Below are 21,193 nucleotides of genomic sequence, written 5' to 3' on the forward strand. Positions count from 1 at the left end.
TAATGTTTTATACGCTATACCCAAAACTCAGAAAGAACCGGTGTGTCAGAAACAGCGGTTCTTTTTTATATCTCAGCACCGGTCAATGTACCCAGCAGGTTCGGAGACTCCTGCTCGATCTTTCTTATCGGATCCAGCTCCAGCACCGGTCAATGTACCCAGCTCCATCCAACCCCCAGCGCAGGCCTGCCTTCGGACCCGGATGCCTGATTGCGGGGGCTCTGGCTTCCTCTTGGCTCGCAGGAAAATGCGTTGGAGGAAAGGTGACACTTGTCTGAGCGCAGCGAGTTGTGTCACCTTTTCTCCGCCCTTAGCATTTTTCTGCAAGCCTAGAGGAACCGCCCCTGAAATCCACCAGCACCCGAATCCGAAGCCAGGCCTGCGCGTCCTTTTGCCAAGTTGATCCAACCTTACTCATACTTCTTCGCAATCAGCAACTCCACCGCCAACCGATCCGAGAGTCGACCGGTTTTCACAGCCTCCTCCGATTCCACACAAAACTCCACATAAGAAAGAATCTGCTCCCTCGTAAACGCCCTCGCCTGCGCCATCAGCTTCCCCGCCACAAACGGCGGTACCTTCACCCTGGACGCGATCTCACTCTTCTGCGCCCCCTTACCCGCCAATTCCTTCACCTGCAGAAGCTGGTTAAACTGCTTCGCGATCAAAAACATGATCCGCATCGGCGGCTCCTTCAGAGTCAGAAGATCCTCATAGAGATCCATCGCCTTCCTCGTATTCCCCGCCACGATCGCCGTCACCATCTCAAAGATCCGGTTCGTCACATGGACCGTCCCGACCGCCTCCACGTCCTCCTTCGTGATCACCTCGCGCCCCATGGTATAGCAGATCAGCTTCTCCAGCTCCATCCTGATATTCTCCATGTCATCCCCGGTCCGCTCCATAAAATACTCCATGACCTGGCGCGTGATCTTCTTCCCGTCCTTCGAAAGGATCCCCGCTGCCCAGCGCATCAGCTGGTCCGCGTCCTGCTTCTTTAATTCCGCTGCATACCCGTTGTCCTTCACCTTCTTGTAGAGCTTATTCCTCTTGTCAACCTCATTCTCCACAAACACCATACATGTAGACTCCGGGATCTCCGGGATATAATTCACAAGCTCCTCCGGCGCACTGCTCTTAAAAAATCCGCTGCCATCGATCAGCACAAGTCTCCGCTCAGCAAAAAAAGGCATGGTGTCCGCGAGACTAATGATCTCTTTCACATCCTGTCCCTTGCCCTCAAAATAATTATAATTCATCGTGTCATCCCCGGCGATCGCCTCCCGGAGACGCTTTTTATAACTGTTCACAAGAAACGGCTCATCCCCAAACAGCAAATAGACTCTCCTAAATGTCTTATCCTTAATATCCTGGTTTAAAGTCTGCATAGCCGCCTCCGTAAACTGTCTTATTGGTATCATTTTGAAACTTTTCTAATTTTATCAGATATACGAACACTGGTCAAGCTGCGCCTTCGGGCGCTTCGCGTCCTCCTCATCCTTTTTCTTCACGAGCACCACCAGGCTGTACACGAAGAATACAATGAAGACGATCGCTGCGGACATCGCCGCTGGGCTGCTCCAGGACAGTGTGATAATGTAGGACGGGATGATATACGGCGCGAGGACCAGAAGTTCTAAGAGTTTCTTTCTCTTTACATTCGTATAGGCGGTTAAGAATACAAAAAAGCTTCCCGCCGCCACCGCGATGACTGTTGACGCAGTGGATATGATAAGCGTATTCCGGACCGCCTTCACCGTTCTCTCCTCATGCAGCATGTCCACATAGTTTTGCAGACCAAAGCCTCCGTCGGTCGTCAGGCTCATCCGAAGGAGGCTTAAAATCGGCATAATGAATATGAAGCACACTGCGATGAAAAAGAGGATCCGGCCTGCAATTGTTTTAATTTTACTGGATTTCATGTTTTTTCCTCTTATTATAGAAACGCGATGTAAAATGCAAAACGGACTTTTTGTAAAATCTTTGTAAGCGGAAATTAAAACTTTTCCTTCCGATGTAAAGCACGGTCAGTCTGTGTCAAGCGGAAGCATCGTTTTTATTTTAAGTTTCTTTCCACCTGTCCGGACCATGACAGCGCCGGAAAGGCCTGTTTCATAGATCTTTGATCCGTGTTCTAAAAGCCGCTTCCGGACTTTCTCCGCAGGATGTCCGTACCGATTCTTTCTTCCGTAGGAGAGGATCGTCACGGATGGGGACAGTTTTTCTATAAACTCTTCGCTGGATGAGGTGGCGGAACCGTGATGTCCGGCTTTTAAGATCGTCACCGGAGTCAGAACGCCGGAAGTCAAAAGTGTTTCCTCCCCGGATGTCTCCATATCTCCCGTGAGGAGCATGGAAAAACGTCCGTAGGTCAGGCGGAATACCAGGGATTCCTCATTCCGGTCCGTGAACTCTGTTCCGCCATCCGGCGACAGGCATTCCATGGACATTCCTTTTCCCGGAAAGTTATTCCATATATCTCCCTTTTGGGCATAAAAAACAGGAATATCCCGCTTTTTCGCAAGTTCCGCCATCTTCCCGTAGATCTCATCCTTTCCCGCCTCCGGCATCATGAGACCTCCCACCCGGATTCCCGATTCCGGGTGTTCCAGAAGATACCGGATCCCGTTCATGTGATCCTGGTCCCCGTGGGTCATGACCGCAAGATCCAGACGCGTCACCCCCTGGCTCTTGAGATACGGCACCAGAACCTTCTCTCCGATGGATTTCTGCTGGCTGCTGCCGCAGTCCACCAGGATCGTATGGGATTCGGAGCGCAGAACGATTCCGTCGCCCTGGCCTACGTCGAGGAATGTGGCAGAGAATCCGGTTTGGCGGGATGGGAGCAGGAAAAGAAATGCCGCAAGCCAGGCGGCGCATAATAACACCAGGCGATGTTTTTTATTTTCCGCAATCTCCATCCCCCTCTCATAAACAACTGCTCCGAATATCATCAATCCATAATAACACCCAATTTTCCATATTTCCGGCTGCCCCAGCACTAGCTCTGCCCCCGGAAGCTCCCCTGTCCAATTACATATCACCTCATAAAATTTCAAAATATAATGCGCGCCTCCAAGCATCGCACCCCCAACCGATTCTGATAAAAAAGACAGACCTAGTCCAAGAAATCCCGATATGACCACATACGCCATAAGCGGGATCACAATTAGATTTAAGAACACCCCGTAGACCGGTATCCCAAAAGAATGCCAGAGAATGACCGGCGCTGTCACCACCTGGATCGAAAGACTTGTAAAGAACGCGGACGCTGCCGCAGATATTTTTTCATCCGTAAAAAGCTTTTCCCCCCGCGAAGAAAAAAGCCTGCCGGGATAGATCAGTGATGTCACCGCAAGAAAGGACAGCTGAAAGGACGCCTGGGACAGCAGATACGGATGAGCAACCAGCAATCCTGCCGCCGGAATACACATTGCCGTCGGAAGATCGTATGTCCGCCCTACGGCCGCCGCGAGAAAGGAGAGCCCTGCCATTGACACCGCCCGGGCCACAGACGCGCCGCTGCCCACCATCATGCCGTAGGCGCAGAGAAATCCCCCTGCGAAGATCCCGGAGATCCAGAACCCCGCCCCGCCTTTCCTGAAAATCTTCCAGATTCCCAGTCCCACAATGGAGACATGAAGCCCGCTGATGGCAAGGAGGTGGGATATCCCATTCTTCCGGTAAAGTTCATAAATTTCACTGTCCAGATCATCCTTCTCCCCAAAGAGAACCGCCGACAGAATTCCAGCGTCCTCCGGGAGAGCGATCGCCTTTAACCGCTCAGAAAGGCACCTCCGGATCCGGTACAGGCTGTCCGAAAATACATGTACCTTCCCGCCAGTCACCGTATATCCCTCCACATAGATGATCCCGGAAATTCCGCGGGACCTGCAATACAGACGGTAGTCAAACGCCCCAGGATTTCTCGCCGGATCTGCCGTTTTTCCCTCTCCGAAGACTCGGATTTTCTCACCGACAGCGGGTGATGGTTTTTGCTTCGAAACCGCCTCAGCTGCTTCCCCTGTTTTATTCACATCCAGATAACATAAAACTCTTCGAAGCTTCTCACCAGACTCCCCATCTTTACCTTCCATTGCGCAATCCCTAAGCACGACCTCCAGCGTCCCATCCTTCTCCTTCACCGACTGGACAGTTCCCTGAAGAACCACGCCATCCTCATGTTCCTCCCGGAAAAATCCCTCCTCCCGGGAGAAAACCGCCTGCTCCGCTCCCATCCGAAGACATCCGGCAGACATTCCCGCCACAAAAAGAAAGACCGGCAGCCCATATCTGCTCTTCCGGCGGGCAAACACGCACACCAAAAAGAGCAGCCAGACTGCCAGTCCAAAAATCATCTGCTCTGCCGGGATCCACAGGTTCAGTGTCTCTCCAAGTACCAATCCCCCTGTCACACACAGCAAAGGCCTTTTAATCGTTTTTTCCTCCTACGATATAATCGTAATTTCGTTCAAATACCGTGCTTAACGGAATCTGGTCCCGGAACACATCGTCCTGGGATCCGTTGATCCGGATCTGCACACGGCTCACCGTCGAGAGCTCCGCAAGGGAATCCACGATGGAATAGATCGGAATATATGCCGCCACATCCAGAGTGCTGTTTAAAAACGCCGCGTCAAGGTTGATTGAGCAGACCGAATCATTGACGGACACATTCAAAAGCTTCACATCTGACGGGATCGTCGCATAATGTCCAAGCTCCTGAGGACCTTCGATCAGCTGTTCCACGATGAGGCGCTCCAGGGATGTATTGCTGTTCTGCATAACTTCCCGCTTTTCCTCCACCAGCTGGTCTCCCGCCTCATTGGCAAAATACAGCGTCAGCTCCGTCCGCTCGAAGGAGTTGACATCGCGGATGCTGTCCACAAAATCAGAGGCGGAAAGCATTCCCACCGGGTTTCCCGCAGCGTCCGTGATCGGCTGCTCCGCGCAGTAGATGCTCAGATACTCGATATCCGGAATCTGGGTCAGTGTTTTCGTCAGCGCCGCCCGGCACAGGATCTCCTGCACCGAATTCATCAGCGCATAGTTGGCATCTGCATATAAATACAGAACATTCCCCTCGATCCGGTAGGTGATCTTTTCGATCCGCTCCGGTAGCGCTCTCTGACAGTCGAGATCCGCCGGCACATTTCCCATCTTATCGAGAAGTTCCCGGACCAGTGCATCCAGGTCCGTCGTCTCCGTCCGGTACTCGCTTCCAACGAGCTGGATCCCGGACGTGTTTAAATAGTAGATCGTATAGGCATTTCCGCTCTGCTCCACGGTCGTCTTTCCCGTACAGCCGCTTAAGGCGAACAGGACCGCGAAGAGGAGAAAAAACACCCGAAACATCCTAAATTTCTTCATTTTTCTCCCTCCTACGGAATATAGATCAACGGGATCCGCACCATAAAGGTACTTCCCTCGCCCTCGACACTGTCCACACGGATCGCGCCGTGATGCATCAGGACCACACTTTTCGTGATCGCAAGTCCAAGCCCTGTTCCGCCGGTCTCTCTGGATCTCGCCTTGTCCACGCGGTAGAAGCGTTCGAACACGCGCTCCTTAAACTCCGCAGGAATACCGATTCCGGAATCCGCAACCTTTAAATAGAAGAACTTGTGGTCGGCATCCAGTGTGACCCGGACCCATCCGTCTTCCTTATTATATTTGACCGCATTCTCCACCAGGTTATTCACCGCCAGGGAGAATTTCACCTCGTCAATATCCGCTGAGACATCGCGCTTACTCTCGAAGATCAGCTCGATATTCCGCTTTCTGGCGATGGGACGCAGGCGTTTTAAGACCATCTCGATCAGTCCGTTGATCTGGACCTGGCTGCAGGAAAGTCCCGAGGACGCCTTGTCCATGCGGACCAGAGTCAGAAGATCGTCGATGATCTTACTCTCACGGTCGATCTCATCGGAGATATCGTGCATGAATTCCTGGTAAAGTTCCTTCGGCGTGTCCTCCATTCCCATCAGGGAATCCGCAAGGACACGGATCGACGTGATCGGAGTCTTGAGCTCATGGGAGACATTGGAAACAAACTCCTGTCTCGACTGGTCCACGGCCTTCAGCTTCTCCAGGGTTTTATTGATGGTCTCGGAGATCTGCTTTGTCTCCCGGTACGCCTCCTCATTGACATCCTCATCCAGGTTTCCCTCACCTACACGCCGGATCGACGCGATCAGGCTTCCAAAGGGCTTCATGATAAAATGGACCGAGAGGACCGCAAGGATCAGCAGGATCACGAAGATCATCATCTCGTACAGGGATGCCTTATCATTCAGACTGTCCTCCAGACTGTACATGCTCTCCGTCGACGCTGTCACGATCATCACGCCCGCAGTCTTTCCCGTTGTGATGGTTCCCGTCTCCTGCTCAAACTCCGGAATTGGGATTGCCAGGACGAAATAGTGTTTCAGGCTGTCATACCGGCTCGTATTCTCACCCTGGAAGCACCTGATCACCTCATTGGAAATCAATGTCTTTCCCTTCGAGAGAGAAAACGTATCCTCTACGATCTTAAACCCGGAGTTTACGATCAGGATCCGTCCGCTGAAGATATCCGAGAGCAGGGAGAGCTCCGTATCGATGGCGGCGTTGTCCACCACCGAGTTTGTGAGATATCCAGTTCTTGACATCTTATTGCTCAGGATCTGACACTGGTTCTGGACATCAATGATCCGGCGCTCCACCTGACTCTGTCTTGAGGAACTGGCAAGGATCCGGCTCTCCACGAGAAGCGGGATCATACAGAACATCACCATCAGGATGATCAGGGGAACCTTGACGCTCGGCGTATGCTTCCGGTAAATTTTCCGGATCCTTTCCCTAATTTTTCTCATGTTCCTCTTCCATCTTTCTCGTTGCCGTCACAGCAAGGCTGCCCGGTCCGATATGGCACGCGATGCTTAAGGAAAGCGGTGCCATGTATACATCAGCATTCGGGAAGCGCTCTTCGACCTCTTTCTTAAACTCCAGCGCTGCTTCCTCGTTGTCGGTGTGGGCGATTGCCAGATGGCAGTTTCTGCACTCACTGTCGTGAAGCCTCCCGTCCAGCTCTTTCTGGATCGCGTTCATCATCATGGTCTTTGCCTGCTTCATGGTACGGGCTTTCGCGAAGGAATCAAGCTTTTCACCTAAAATGATCAGCACTGGCTTGATTTTTAAAAGTGTGCCGAGAGCCGCTGCAGCCGGTGTGATCCGGCCGCCCTTTTTCAGGTATTTTAAGGTATCGACGGTGATGAAGATGACGGAATCAGCCGCAGTCTCCTCCAGGCGCTTCTTGATCTGCGTTCCGTCCATCCCCATAGCTGCCAGCATCTGCGCGTCCTTTACAGACTGATACTGGGTCACAGAGATCCGTCGATTGTCAACGACGAACACTTTTCCCTCGTACTCATCCTCTCCCGCCAACATCATCGCTGTGGAGCAGGATCCGGAAAGTCCGGAGGACATCGGGATATGGATGATCTGGTCATACTCTTTTAAGAGCTTGTCCCACATCTTCAGGATGGAATCTGGTGTGGGCTGGGAGGTAGCGATATCAGCATTGTCCTTTAATCTCTGGTAGAACTGCTCCCGTGTCAGTGTGATATCTTCGTAATATGTTTCTCCATCTATCATAAACGGCATTGGCAGAACCGCAACTCCCATCTCTTTTGCCTGAGCCTGGGTGATTCCGCTGTTGCTGTCTGTTACAACTGCAATTTTCATACAAAACTGCCCCTTTCTGTTTCTCTTTCGTCCGCCCTCTTTCTCTCCATTCCATACGGACAGGACTCGCTCCTATTTTAACCGATTTCCTACCTAAATGGAAGTGCAAAACTGCCCAAACTGTGGACGAAATAGAAAATTTATGATATGCTGAGCAGTAAGTGAGTGAAAAGCATGCTCGCATGTTTGGCACGAGCGGCGAAGCGGATTACGGCAGCCGCAAAGCAGCGCTTAGTGTGAAAGCGCAGACCGTAATATGCAATGTATTTTTTATATGGAGGTACAGATTATGCCTTATTGTCCGAAATGCGATATGGAATTTGTCGAGGGAATCAAAGTCTGCAGCGATTGCGGCGGTCCCCTCGTGGAATCAAAAGAAGTGGCGGAAGCCATGAAAAAGAAGGAACAGGAAGAACAGCTTGCCGCCATGGCGCAGGAGATGGATCCGTTTTCCGGTGAAGGGACTGATACGGAGTTCTCCGGGGATAATCCACCCGAGAAGTCTTCCCCGGCCGCTGAGCCGGTCCACGCCTACGTGGATAAGGGCCAGCGCTACGATGACATGAGTTCCTCCGCATCCGCGTTCTTCTTAGTCGGCGGGGTACTTGCCATCGGCGCGGCACTCTGCCTTCTGGGAATTTTCCATCTCCCAATGGCAGGATTCCAGAAATATATGTTTGAGGGCGTTCTCGTTGTTCTCGCCATCGGCAGCTTTGTCGTTGCAGTCTCCTCAAGGAAGCGCGCTGCCGAGTTAAAGGTGGAAGCCGACGATGAAAAACGCCAGACCCAGGAGATCATCGATTGGTTCTTAAAGAATTACTCCGCAAAAGAGCTGGATGAGCAGCTTCTGATGGAAGACCCGGACCTCTCCGGCGAGGAACTGAGTCTCAAGCGCTTCGAGCTGATCCAGGATTTCCTCATCACCGGCCGCGACATCCCTGACCAGTCCTATGCGGATTCGCTCTGTGAGACGCTGTATACGAAGCTATACGATCAGGAATAATTTAAAAGACTGTCTGACCGATGAACCTGATTCATCAGCCGGGCAGTCTTTTTAATTTTCTTATTCAAATTTCACGATTTCCTTCTTCAGCCTCATCATGATCTTCTTCTCCAACCTCGAAATATATGACTGGGAGATCCCCATGAGATCCGCCACCTCTTTCTGCGTCATCTCCGCCCCATCCCGGCGCTTCAGACCATAGCGCAGCTCCACGATTTTTCTCTCCCTCGGGCTTAAGCGGCTCACCGCATTCTTAAGAAGGTCTTTTTCCACCTCATCCTCCATGTCTTTATAGATCACATCCTCCTCCGTCCCGAGAATATCCGACAGCAGAAGCTCATTCCCGTCCCAGTCCACGTTTAACGGCTCATCGATGGAAACCTCAAGCTTCATCTTGCTGGTCCTACGAAGATACATCAGGATCTCATTCTCAATGCATCTGGACGCATAGGTCGCCAGCTTGATATTTTTCGTCGGGTTAAAGGTGTTGATGGCCTTGATGAGTCCAATGGTCCCGATGGAGATCAGGTCCTCTACGCCAACGCTGGTATTGTCAAATTTCTTTGCTATGTAGACAACCAGGCGGAGATTGTGCTCGATCAGCTCTGCCTTTGCCTCTTTCTCCTCTTCGGTTCCAAACTTATTTAACGCCTCAGTCTCCTCCTTCAGTGACAGCGGAGCCGGAAGAATATCCGCACCTCCAATATAATGGATCTCCCCCCGCTCCGGACGAATCATCGTGCGGAACCCCATCACTTTTTTGAGGCGGAACCGGTTTGGCATAGAAATTCTCATAATCATACTCATTCTCTCCTTTTTCTAACTGTTAGTCACCTTCACAGTTATTTTTTCACACATCGTCGTTCAGACTTCATGTCAATCCCCTATTGCCACAGGCACATTTTCCCCTGACACCAGACACTCCGGCAGTATCATCGTAAAATCCTTCCCGAAAAACAGAGGTTCCTTCGAAATCGCCACGATCGGACGCTCGATCCAGATACTCCCGCACTCTTCGGACATGACCTCCATCCGGTCAAAGAGAACTCCCGGCAGCATTCCATTTTCCGTTCCGACAGCCCGGTATGGGATCATAAGGACTCCCGCCTTCTCGCCTAAGAACTCTTTCGCATCCGCCGCCGCGATAATGCTCACCGGCTTTCCCGTCACAGGCTCCAAGAGCCGATTCCCTGAATCCGCCATCGCCGTGAACTCCTTCGACTTTTCATTTAAGAAAAGACGGACCTGATACCGTGTTTTCCCGATCATCGGCCGCCTCACAAGAGCTACCGCCAAGAAACGAACTCCCATACAGAAAAATCCCATAAACATCAGACTTTTCCAGCCTGTAAGAAAACACCGCTCCCGCAGAATCGCCAGCCCACTCTGCAAAATCCCTGCGGATAAGACCAGGACTCCCAGTTCCTTCCCGCGCCACTTCAAAACTTTCATCCAGGAATCTCCTCTATCTGCAGAAGCATTCCTTTTCTCCTGGCGCATGGTCTGTTTTCCCGGAAAAGCGATCCAGATCATCAAAAATCCTGTCACCAGCAGTTTCCAAACTTCCCATATCCCAGCGAATACCGGCTGTCCGCCTGCAGGACATCTTCCCATAAGTTCCAGATAAACGCTTCCAGTACTGCAGAGTCCCCCGGCGATCCCGGCGCCCAGAAGTCTCAAGGCCTCTGCCCGCCTTCTCATAAGCACCGCCGCCAGCCATAAGATCAAAACATCCCGGTACACCTCCTCCAGAAAAAAGAGATCGGCGTACCAATCATACTCCACCGGACTTCCTCCTTTCCCTGGCATCCCTTTCTGATGTTTTCCCATAGTATACCTGTCTTTCTCTCCAGAATTTGTCAAAGCAGGGACGAGAAATTTGAAAACCCATCGGGTCGTTTTAACAGAATCTCTCCTGTTTTTTCATGAAGATCAGAGATTTCCGCAGACATTTGCGGAATACACGAAAAAAGAAGAACAAAAAGAGAGCAGATCTGGACAATTTTTGTCGCGATCTGCGGTGAAATTTCAGAAATATTTCGCGCGAGTGCGCATCATTGGCACGTTAGTGCCTTTTGTGTAATAGGGAATTCCTCGGAATTTCCTATTACACAAAAAGACCTGGAAAAGATTTCTCTCTTCCAGGTCTCAATATGTTCATAAATTAAATTCCAATACGGCTTGTCCGTCCTCAGAATCTTATCTGCGGTTCTTTAAGAAATCCGGGATATTGATCTGGGTCTCGCCGCGCTGTGCCGGACGGTAAACCGGGGCATTTCCAGTCGGGATGTTGTACTTCGGTGCGGAAGTCTCTGTTGTAGCTGCTGCCTCAGACGGAGTCTTTACGGACGGAGCAGTTCTCTGAACCGGGGCCTGCTGAGCCGGTACCTTTGTCTTGTAGTTTGTGAAATCCTTCATTGCGCGCTCAACCGGTGTGTTTGCACCGTGTGCGTCAAGGCCTGTAGCGATAACTGTGATCGTTACCTCGTCCTCCGCATTCTCATCGTACATAGCGCCGAAGATGATGTTAGCGTCATCGCCTGCAAGCTCCTGAACATAGCCAGCAGCCTCGTTTGCCTCGATCAGGCTGATGTCGCCGGAAATGTTGATGATAACGTGGGAAGCACCCTCGATGGTTGTCTCAAGAAGCGGGCTGGATACAGCCTGCTTAACAGCCTCAAGTGCCTTCTCGTCGCCCTTCGCCTTACCAATACCGATATGAGCGATGCCCTTATCTGTCATAACAGTCTGAACATCAGCGAAGTCAAGGTTGATAAGACCCGGAACATTGATCAGGTCTGTGATTCCCTGTACTGCCTGAAGAAGAACCTCATCGGCTTTCTTTAATGCATCCGGCATGGTTGTCCGTCTGTCAACGATCTCAAGGAGACGGTCGTTTGGGATCACGATCAGAGTATCCACTGCGTTCTTTAAGTTCTCGATTCCCTTTAACGCGTTGTTCATTCTCTGTCTGGCTTCGAAGCGGAACGGCTTTGTTACAACGCCGACTGTAAGAATTCCCATGTCTTTTGCGATCTGAGCGATCACCGGAGCTGCACCGGTACCGGTTCCGCCTCCCATACCACAGGTAACGAATACCATATCTGCGCCCTTAAGTGCCTGGGAGATCTCCTCCTGGCTCTCCTCAGCTGCCTTCTCGCCGATCTCCGGCTTTGCGCCTGCGCCGAGTCCCTTTGTGAGCTTCTCACCGATCTGCATGGCAGTCGGAGCTTTACAGAACTGAAGCGCCTGTTTATCTGTGTTGATACCGATAAACTCAACGCCCATAATATTTTCTTCTACCATGCGGTTTACCGCGTTATTTCCGGCACCGCCGACACCGATCACAAGAATTCTTGCGGCATTCTCTGCCTCGTTTATCTTAATCTCTAACAAGAATGTCTCCTCCTTTAATATCTATCAATCTATTACATCTGTATTAGCATGGTCATAAAAATCCCAAGTTAATCTAACATATATCATATTTGATTTTTTGAAAAATATCAACCTTAAATTTATGGTTTTTTTGAAAAAAACACTGATTTTCCGCTGTCCCCGGCCTAAGCTTTCTTACGGTCAGCGCAGCAAGTGCGCAGACCTGATGAATCGTTACTCTAATTCTTCTTCACAAAACGGTACGTCGGGCTGGAATTCGTCTCGTCATAGGTATCCAGATACAGCGTACCCGAAAGTCCTGTGAGCTCCGTCATGATATCGTGAAGCTCCGCGATCTTTCCGTCAAGGCTATCCGAATTTCCAAGCTCCACCGTGATGTCCCCCATCACAAGCTCCGCCTCATTGTAGCTGTTATAGTTGATCTTGTCCACCTGGATATCGCTGACATTCAGCACCTGGGTCAGGTTTAAGATCTCGCCGAAAATATCCTGATCCGCCACCGGAAGCGGCTGGTGCAGGACGATATGTCCGAACTCGAGACCAGTGATCACCGGAACGCCCGGAAGCTGCTCGGAAGAGCTCTCCACAATGATTCCATCCTTATCGAAGTACATGTAGCTGCTCATGTAGGAGACGCAGCCCACAACGCTCTTCTCAAACACAACGACCTCCACCTTTGTGGGGCTCTTGAAATTGATCTTATATTCCTCGATAAACGGAATGGACTTGTGCTCCTTAAACCGGTTCTGATAATAGCAGAACGCGGAATTTCTGGACCACTTGCCGTCAAATAAGAGCGACTCGATCTGTTCCTTCGTATACTGCTTATTTCCGCTCACTTCCACATCCTTGATCCGTATCGAAAAGACAAGAACGAGAAGAATGACGAGAATCGCCAGGAACACTCCAATGATGATCCCCGTCTTTCTTCCTCCTCTCCTGTTGTACATTCCAAATCCGTTGCTGCTTCTTCTCCCGAAATGGAAATTGAAGCCGCGTCTTCCAAATCCAAGACCTCTTCTTCTAAATAACATTTTCTCTTCACCTGTTATCTGATCACTTGTTCTCACGTAACATCATTGGGACCCGCGCACCTGACACACTGATCACCGGAAGACTCTGGTCTGGAGCAAAAAATCCATTGCCACGATCATCACAGCTCATCTTCCTCTATGTCTGCCCCAAGCTTTCTCAAATCTCTTCCGATATCCTCGTACCCGCGCTTTAAATGTCCACTGTCCGAGATCACACTGAGTCCGTCCGCCGCCAGGGCCGCCACTAGAAGCGCCGCCCCGCCGCGAAGATCCGGCGTCTCCGCAATTCCCGGAACAAGAGGATATCTTCCTCTTATTATGGCTGTATCTTTATGGAGCGATACGTCGGCCCCAAAGGCTGCAAGCCGCATCGCCGCCTCAAACCGTGCCTCATACACGGTCTCTTTAAACCGGCTCTCCCCGCTTCCCGCTGCCTCCACGGCGAGAAAGACAGACTGAAGATCCGTCGGAAATCCCGGGTATGGCCCGGTGTCGATCTCGACCCCGGCCGGACGCCGTTCCATCACCATACCGATCCTGGCTTTCGGTCCGGTCGCCCCGGATATCCGGATCCCGGCTCCCATTTTTCGGAGTGCCTTTAACGGTTCTACCAGAACCACCGGATCCACACCGGTGATCTCGATCTCCCCGCCGGCTGCCGCTGCCGCCGCCAGGTATGTCCCCGCACAGATTCTGTCTCCTGCCGTCACATGATCCGTCGGAAAGAGCTTTTCCACCCCGTCCACCGTGATAGTCCCGGTGCGCTCCCCGGATATCTTTGCTCCCATAGAACGCAGGAAGCTGCAGAGTTCCACGATCTCCGGCTCCCTGGCACAGTTTAGGAGCTTTGTCGTGCCGGATGCCAGAGCGGCAGCCATCAACGCGTTCTCCGTCGCCCCGACACTGGGATATGGAAAACGGAATGTTGTTCCACAAAGCTTTTTCGCTTTTGCAATCAGCATTCCGCCATCATCAAGTATCTCTGCTCCCATTGCCCGGAGCACATCCAGGTGAAAATCGATCGGACGTTTTCCGATCACACAGCCGCCCGGATACCAGGTCGTCACCTCCCCGGCCCTGGATAACAGCGGTCCCAAAAGCAGGCTGGAAGACCGCATCTTCCCCACCGTCTTCTCGGAGATCACCGTTCCAGAAAGCCCGGAGGCATCGATCTCCAGGACATCGTCCTGAAACATCACCTGACACCCAAGGTCCCTTAAGATCTCCGCCATGAGGAACACGTCCGAAATTCTCGGAACATTCCGTATCTCGGTTCTTCCCTCTGTCAAAAGACTCACCGCCATCATGGGCAGCACCGCGTTTTTTGCACCCTGGACTTTTATTTTTCCATGCAGAGGCTTAAGCCCCTGAACTTTAAACACCTGCAAACCGATTCCCCCGCATATGCCGCTATAAAACAGTATATGCAAGAGTATCAATTATGTTACTGCTGTTCCAGCCTGATCTGGTTGGACACACTTAGTACCATTCCCATCTCAATCATCAAAAACAGCACCGACGTACCCCCGTAACTGATAAACGGAAGCGTGATTCCCGTGTTAGGAATCACATTCGTAACAACGGCAATGTTCAAGACGACCTGGATCGCGATATGTGCCAGAACACCTGTCACCAGCATTGCACCAAATAGATCCGGCGCATTTCCGGCGATGACTAAAAATCTGTACAGCATGAACAGGAACATGAATATCACGGCTACCGCGCCGAAAAGTCCCAGCTCCTCGCAGATCACCGCGAAGATCATATCGTTCTGCGGCTCCGGAAGGAAGCTTAACTTCTGGATACTCTGTCCCAGTCCCTTTCCGAGAAGGCCGCCGGAACCGATGGCGTACAGTCCCTGAAGGACCTGATATCCACCGGACTTCGGATACGCCTCCGGGTTTTTCCACACCAGGATTCGGCTCAGCTGGTAGGAATGGAGGATTCCCGCCTTCTCGAGGGCGATGGCCACAGGCGGCGCGAAGACGATGACAGTGATTCCAAGCGCCACCGTCGCAATAAATGGCCATTTTCTCTTGCACGCGATAAACATCATGACGAAAGCGATTCCGCAGATGATGATACCGGAGCTTAAGTTGTTCATGGTGACGAGAAGTGCCAGAGGTCCGATGAGGACCGCGATCATTCCCCACACCCGCCATTCATTGATCTGCTTTCCAAGTCTCGTGATGAGCACGGCCAGAAGCAGGATCACCACGATCTTTACAAGCTCTGCAGGCTGAAAACGCAGGGATCTTGTTCCCAGCCATCTTTTCTTGCCGTTAACCGCGATTCCCAGTGGTGTAAATGTTACAAGGATCTCGCAGATATAGGATACCACTACTGCCGGAACAGTAAACTTCGCCAAGAAGTGATAGTCGATCTTTGAAATGATCAGCATCAGGATGAATCCAGCCACGGCGATCTGTCCCTGACGCACCATGTAGTAGTTGGACGGCTGCCTGCTCACCTGGGCATTGTAGGCGCTGGAACTGTAGATCATGATCAGTCCGAATACCGTAAGGAAGATAATGACCACTAAGAGGTCATAGTCGTAAAAACGGCGTGCTTTCTTTTTCCGTTTTCCCTCTTCCTGTACAGGAGCCCCGTACATCTGCTGCTGCCGCAGCATTTCCTGTCTCTGCTGCATCTCACGGCGCTGCTGCATCAGAAGCTGCTCTCTTCGCTGTCCCTCCTGCTGGCGTTTCGCCCGCTCTCTTTCAATCTGCTGACGCTCCAACTGTTCTCCGGACATCTGCTGTCTCTGCATCTGCTGTCTCTGCATCTGCTGTCTCTGCATCTGCTGACGATGTACCTGATGTCTCTGCGCCTGTGCCCTGCCGCCGGCTTTTCGAACTTTCTTTCGAGCCACGCTAAGCCTCCATTACAGCGCGTTGACGCATTCCTTAAAGATCCGTCCGCGCTCCTCAAAGTTCTTGAACATTCCCCAGCTTGCGCATGCCGGAGAGAGCAGCACATAATCGCCTGCATTCGCGTAAGAAGCGCATACCTGAACGGCCTCCTGCATGTCTTCCGCGTACATGATATCCGTGATACCATGTTTCTTTGCGCACTCAGCGATCTTGTCTCTTGTCTGGCCAATGAGGACGAGATAGCGGACTTTTCCGTCAAAGTTCTCGATCCACTCGTCATACTCGGAATGCTTGTCATATCCGCCTGCGATTAAAAGTGTCGGTCCCGGCATCGCCTTGATGGCCTGGATCGCCGCATCCGGGTTTGTTCCCTTGGAGTCATTATAATAAGTAACGCCGAAACGCTCTCTTACATACTCGATCCTGTGCTCGACTGCCTTAAATTCCTTGCACGCCTCGCGGATCATATCCATCGGGACGCCTAAATGGATCGCGATGGCAACGGCTGTCATCACGTTCTCGTGGTTATGTCTTCCGATGATGTTTAACTCGTTGACATCGAGGACCTTCTCGTTCTTTCCATCATGGCGGTAAACGATGAAATCTCCGTCCATGAAGATGCCCTCGTCGAGCTTCTCCTTGCTGCTGAAGTAGAGGACCTTGCACTTTAAGGTCTTTCCGAATTCTCTGAGGACCGGATCCTCGTAGTTTAATACGCAGGTATCTTCCTCTGTCTGGTTTCTTGTGATCCCCTCTTTGACCTGGATATAGCACTCCATGGTCTTATGGCGGTCCAGATGGTCCGGAGTGATGTTTGTGATCGCGGACACATTCGGATGGAAATCCATGATGGTCTCAAGCTGGAAGCTGGAAACCTCCGCGACGGTAACGGACTCGTCTGTGGTTTCAAGAGCGTGAGCGGTGTACGGATCACCGATGTTTCCTACTACGAATACGCTCTTATAGAACTTTCTCATGATCTCGCCTGTGAGGGCTGTCGTTGTTGTCTTTCCGTTTGTACCTGTGATAGCCGCAAGTTTTCCCTTTGAGCAGTGGTAAGCAAGCTCGATTTCACTCCAGATCGGGATCTTCGCCTCGTCGATCACCGCAACGAACGGTGACTCAAGCGGAATACCAGGGCTGATGACGCATAACTCCACACCCATAAGGTCTGTCTTCTTCAGTTCACCGAGAACGATCGTCACCTTCGCGCCCTCATCAAATTTTGCTTTCAGCTTCTCTTCGGAAAGCTTCTCATTTCCATCATAAAGAACCACTTCGCCGCCCTGGGCAAGCAGAAGCTTTGCGGCAGAAATACCGCTGATTCCCGTTCCTGCAACTAATACTTTCTGTGACATGGTTTCTCCTCCTATATACTCGTAATGAATGACCGCTCAGCCTGCTATTTTCCTGCGCATGTCTGAACATTTACCCTAATTATAATCCCATGTAGGCAACCAGGCAAAGGATCGCCGTAACGATCGAAAATACTGCGACAACTCTCGTCTCGGACCATCCGCAAAGCTCGAAATGGTGGTGGATCGGAGCCATCTTGAAGATTCTCTTCCCGCCAGTCTTTTTAAAGTATGTGACCTGAATGATGACGGAGAGGACCTCCACCAGGTAGATCAGGCCAACGACGGCGATAAAGATCGGCATCTGCATCATGAACGCGCTGGATGCCACGAAACCGCCGAGGGCCAGGGAACCCGTGTCTCCCATGAACACCTTCGCCGGATATACGTTGAACAGTAAAAAGCCTAACAGACTTCCCACAACGGCACCTGTGATCGGGCTGATCCCGCTGTTTTCTCCGATGGCAACCACGGTGAAGAATGTCGCCACAAGGATCGTAACACTTGTGCAGAGACCGTCAAGGCCGTCTGTAAAGTTTACACCGTTGTCGGTTCCGAGAACGATAAAGAATACCGCCGGAATAAACAGCCAGCCGAGATTCAGATAGTATCCATTTTCAAATCCGCCAGTGAAAGGGATCAGCATTCCTGTTCCCACTTCTCCGGAAGTCATCAGATAGTAGGTGAAAATCCCTGTGATGATGAACTGACCGATGAGCTTCTGGATCGGGTTTAAACCTTCCGAACGCTTCATGACGATCTTGATGTAGTCATCCAGAAAACCGATGATTCCGAATCCCACCGTCACGAAGAGGATCGGGATGATCCGCGGATAGCTCTTAATGTAAAATAAGGATGTGATCACGATCGCCGTGAGGATGATGAGTCCTCCCATCGTCGGTGTTCCCTGTTTCTTTAAATGGCTCTGCGGACCGTCATCGCGGACCTGCTGTCCGAATTTCAGCCGGTGAAGAAATGGAATGATCACCGGGCAGAGCGCTGCGCTGATTGCGAAGGCGATAATGATCGCCAGAATTGTCTCATTTACCATGCTGAACCTCATATTTTCCTGCTGCACCTCATACTTCCTATGTAAATTGACATGCCGTCTTCCGACAGCACCATGAAATTCAGCTGTTCCGCGCCTTCGGCGCTCCCACAGCTGCCGCCTGACAACATTTCATAGCGTAAATAGTATACGTCCTTTTTTCCCAATAATCAATCAGAACATTTGATACAAAGACCAAAAGACCTGAATTTCTCCTGCCATCTGTGCTCACATACGCACAAAGCGCAGAGCGGTTCAATATTAATCCGTCTCCGAAACCGACGTGATATCCAGATACGGCAGAATATTCGAAAAAATATCAGCCACCACCGGTGCCGCGATGGTTCCGCCGTAATAGATCCCCACCGGCTCGTCGATAGTGATCAGCGCGATGACCTGGGGATCATCGGCGGGCGCAAATCCTAAAAAAGAAGAAATATATTTCTTTAAGCTTCTCGGCAGCTTCTCCGATGTCGCCGTCTTTCCGCCGACCCGGTAACCTGGAAGCTTCGCCCGCTTTCCGCTTCCTTCCGCCACTACCTGCTCTAAAATATACCGCATGGTCTCGCTGGTAGCTTCCGACACGACTCCCATCCGCTCCGGATAGGAAAACTTCTGGTAATATGTCCCATCCGTGCTCTCCACATTCATCGCAAAGTGGGGCGTGATCCGCCTGCCCCCGTTTATGATGGAGGACGCCGTCGTGATGAGCTGGATCGGCGTGATCTGAAAGGACTGTCCAAAGGAGACGGTGGCCAGCTCCACAAGTCCCATATTTTCCTTCTTGTGCATGATCGTCGCTGCCTCGCCGGGGAGATCGATCCCGGTCTTTCCGAGAAGCCCAAACTGTTCGAAATAATGATAGAACGAATCCACGCCAAGTCTCGCGCCAACGTCGATAAACACCGGGTTACAGGAGTTCATGGCTCCCTGTAAAAATGTCTCTCCTCCATGTCCACCGATCTTATGGCAGCGGATCTTCCGGTCTTCCACGATCCGGAAGCCCGGGCAGGAGAACCTGTCATCCAGATGGACCACTCCCGCCTCCAGCCCCGCCGCGGCTGTGATGATCTTAAATGTGGAGCCGGGCTCGTAGGTATCGTTGATGCAGCGATTCCGCCACATCTTATTTCTCGCGTCCTGGAGCTCCGTCCCAGTGAGTCCGCCGCTTTCCACATTCAGCGTGAACGGGTCGTTCAGATCAAACTCCGGGACATTTACCATAGCGTAGATCTCCCCATTCCGGGGATCCATGACGATCACGGAGACCGCCTTCGCACCTTTTTTCTCCATGACCTGGTACGCCGCCTGCTCCGCGTACTTCTGGATGTTCACATCCAGGCTCACGGTCAGGGTATTTCCGGGCACCGGCTCCACCCGCTCCTCCGCGGCATTCTGGAGTTCCGTGCCCTTCGCGTCGGAAATCGTCAGTATCAGACCGTCCCTGCCCTTTAAGTACCTCTCGTACATGACCTCCAGGCCGATGATCCCCTGATTGTCCGCTCCGGTGAATCCCAGGACCTTTGATGCGAGACTTCCGTAAGGATAATATCTCTTATAATCTTCGTCGACCTTCACGCCGGAGAGTCCGAGATTCATGATCTGGTCCCCCACCGACTTCTCCACATTTGTCCGGATGATCTCCCTGGAAGACCACTTTTCTACCTTTTTCCGGACCTCCGGCTCCGGAAGCTCCAGGATCCGCACCAGCTCCCGGATCACCTTCTCCGGCTCCGTCACCTGATTGTGGATCACGGACACGGTGCAGACCGTCCGGTTCGCGGCGATCACGGTGCCGTTCCGGTCCACAATCTCGCCTCTGGCAGCCTTGATGGTCCGCTCCCTCTTGTGGAGCTCATCCGCCATCTTGCTGTAGTGGTCCGACCTCGCGATCATCAGGAATCCCAGCTGGGCGCACAGCCCCACCATCAGAAGCGCCGAGATTAGAAAAACGATAAAAAGCTTCTTTCTGTGATGTGTCAGAAATTCCGCCATGCCAAAACCTTCATCTTAAAAGTCTTGGTAATTAATATACGGGACTTCCCGTTTCCTCATGCACGGATTTTATTACATTGCAAGAAATCCAGCCAGCGCCCTCTTCGCCCCGGCCATTCTCTCCTCAAACTGCGGATAGAATTCCTCTTCCTTATTATAAGGAATCAGATAAAACTGTTTCATAAGATAAAGACTCACGGTCTTCGCCGCCTGTCCGGAGGTGTCTTTTCCGATCACCCGCTCCAGATCCTTTAAAAAGTAATGCCAGGTACAGACAAACTCATCATACCGCTTCGGCTCCGGCATATCGATCCATTTTTTAACCTTTACCTTGGCCCTGGTCTCCTTCGCGCACTCGTAAACCTGCAAAAAATACTTAAAACCGCCGTCCCCATAAATTCTTCCAAGCGGAAACAGCCGGCAGATCCCTGGGCGGTACGCATGAATCCTGCAGCGTCCATTCTGGTCTAAAAAGGAACAGGCCTCCTCCTCCCCCGCCATCTTGAGGTTCGGGAGAATGATCCCATCCACCACATTAAGTTCCAGAGGTCCCGCGAGAAGCGCCTCAAAGGTCTTCCCTGTCCCCGCCGTCATGCGGTACGCGTCAAAAGGATCGAGAACCACGGAGGTTCCCATCCCGGTACAGCAGGCATGGCAGCCCTCACACCCTGCGCAGTCCGCCTTCACCATATCATCCAGGCCATAGAGTTTTCCGTCGGAAACCTCCGCCATATCCATCTCTCTGTTCATGATCTTCTCCTATT

General features: G+C 51.7%; 17 protein-coding genes. 1 reads left to right on the plus strand and 16 read right to left on the minus strand.

Annotated elements, in window-relative coordinates:
- Window positions 1-410: 410 nt before the first annotated feature.
- From holA to DW826_RS12090, 6 genes are all read right to left on the minus strand, one after another.
- Window positions 411-1,388, minus strand: a complete 978-nt coding sequence (gene holA, locus DW826_RS12065) for a DNA polymerase III subunit delta (protein ID WP_117552825.1) — start codon at window positions 1,386-1,388, stop codon at window positions 411-413.
- Window positions 1,389-1,442: 54 nt separating this feature from the next.
- Window positions 1,443-1,922: a hypothetical protein gene (locus DW826_RS12070; RefSeq protein WP_117552826.1), complete on the minus strand. Its 480-nt coding sequence runs from the start codon at window positions 1,920-1,922 to the stop codon at window positions 1,443-1,445.
- 105 nt (window positions 1,923-2,027) lie between these two features.
- The gene (locus DW826_RS12075) at window positions 2,028-4,403 is read right to left on the minus strand and encodes a DNA internalization-related competence protein ComEC/Rec2 (protein WP_181968056.1); all 2,376 of its coding nucleotides are present in this window, start codon (window positions 4,401-4,403) and stop codon (window positions 2,028-2,030) included.
- 28 nt (window positions 4,404-4,431) lie between these two features.
- Window positions 4,432-5,370 carry a GerMN domain-containing protein gene (locus DW826_RS12080; protein ID WP_015555043.1) on the minus strand — a complete coding sequence of 313 codons (939 nt, stop codon included), beginning with the start codon at window positions 5,368-5,370 and terminating at the stop codon, window positions 4,432-4,434.
- 11 nt (window positions 5,371-5,381) lie between these two features.
- Window positions 5,382-6,854, minus strand: coding sequence for an ATP-binding protein (locus DW826_RS12085; protein WP_015555044.1), 1,473 nt, complete (start codon window positions 6,852-6,854; stop codon window positions 5,382-5,384).
- On the minus strand, window positions 6,841-7,725 hold the full coding sequence (locus DW826_RS12090) for a DegV family protein (RefSeq protein ID WP_015555045.1): 885 nt from the start codon (window positions 7,723-7,725) through the stop codon (window positions 6,841-6,843). Before DW826_RS12090 ends, DW826_RS12085 begins: the two co-directional genes overlap by 14 nt.
- Window positions 7,726-8,014: 289 nt before the next feature.
- On the opposite strand from DW826_RS12090, the gene DW826_RS12095 reads away from it, so the two are divergent.
- Window positions 8,015-8,728, plus strand: a complete 714-nt coding sequence (locus tag DW826_RS12095) for a hypothetical protein (protein WP_117470929.1) — start codon at window positions 8,015-8,017, stop codon at window positions 8,726-8,728.
- 60 nt (window positions 8,729-8,788) lie between these two features.
- On the opposite strand, the gene sigE is transcribed toward DW826_RS12095, so the two are convergent.
- The 10 genes from sigE to DW826_RS12145 all read right to left on the minus strand — a co-directional run bounded on the left by sigE (window position 8,789) and on the right by DW826_RS12145 (window position 21,179).
- On the minus strand, window positions 8,789-9,529 hold the full coding sequence (gene sigE, locus DW826_RS12100) for an RNA polymerase sporulation sigma factor SigE (RefSeq protein WP_117470930.1): 741 nt from the start codon (window positions 9,527-9,529) through the stop codon (window positions 8,789-8,791).
- Between the two features lie 75 nt (window positions 9,530-9,604).
- A complete protein-coding gene (locus tag DW826_RS12105; protein ID WP_181968057.1) occupies window positions 9,605-10,513 on the minus strand; it encodes a sigma-E processing peptidase SpoIIGA in 909 nt (302 codons plus the stop codon).
- A 414-nt stretch (window positions 10,514-10,927) separates the two neighbouring features.
- Window positions 10,928-12,124 (minus strand): cell division protein FtsZ, encoded by a 1,197-nt coding sequence (ftsZ, locus tag DW826_RS12110; protein ID WP_117470932.1) that lies wholly within the window; start codon window positions 12,122-12,124, stop codon window positions 10,928-10,930.
- A 218-nt stretch (window positions 12,125-12,342) separates the two neighbouring features.
- Window positions 12,343-13,158, minus strand: coding sequence for a cell division protein FtsQ (locus tag DW826_RS12115; RefSeq protein WP_347472362.1), 816 nt, complete (start codon window positions 13,156-13,158; stop codon window positions 12,343-12,345).
- Between the two features lie 119 nt (window positions 13,159-13,277).
- Window positions 13,278-14,540 carry a UDP-N-acetylglucosamine 1-carboxyvinyltransferase gene (gene murA / locus DW826_RS12120; RefSeq protein ID WP_242990596.1) on the minus strand — a complete coding sequence of 421 codons (1,263 nt, stop codon included), beginning with the start codon at window positions 14,538-14,540 and terminating at the stop codon, window positions 13,278-13,280.
- Between the two features lie 62 nt (window positions 14,541-14,602).
- Window positions 14,603-16,030, minus strand: a complete 1,428-nt coding sequence (locus DW826_RS12125; protein WP_347472363.1) for a putative peptidoglycan glycosyltransferase FtsW — start codon at window positions 16,028-16,030, stop codon at window positions 14,603-14,605.
- Between the two features lie 12 nt (window positions 16,031-16,042).
- Entirely contained in the window at window positions 16,043-17,389 is a 1,347-nt protein-coding gene (gene murD, locus DW826_RS12130) for a UDP-N-acetylmuramoyl-L-alanine--D-glutamate ligase (protein WP_117552829.1), read from the minus strand.
- Window positions 17,390-17,468: 79 nt separating this feature from the next.
- Entirely contained in the window at window positions 17,469-18,437 is a 969-nt protein-coding gene (mraY, locus tag DW826_RS12135) for a phospho-N-acetylmuramoyl-pentapeptide-transferase (protein ID WP_117470952.1), read from the minus strand.
- Window positions 18,438-18,695: 258 nt separating this feature from the next.
- The gene (locus tag DW826_RS12140; RefSeq protein WP_117552830.1) at window positions 18,696-20,429 is read right to left on the minus strand and encodes a penicillin-binding transpeptidase domain-containing protein; all 1,734 of its coding nucleotides are present in this window, start codon (window positions 20,427-20,429) and stop codon (window positions 18,696-18,698) included.
- A gap of 72 nt (window positions 20,430-20,501) precedes the next feature.
- Complete coding sequence (locus DW826_RS12145; protein ID WP_117552831.1) at window positions 20,502-21,179, minus strand: YkgJ family cysteine cluster protein; 678 nt, start codon at window positions 21,177-21,179, stop codon at window positions 20,502-20,504.
- Between the last annotated feature and the right edge of the window lie 14 nt (window positions 21,180-21,193).

This window comes from Clostridium sp. AM34-11AC, from assembly GCF_003435375.1.
Classification (GTDB): Bacteria; Bacillota; Clostridia; order Lachnospirales; family Lachnospiraceae; genus Pilosibacter; species Pilosibacter fragilis.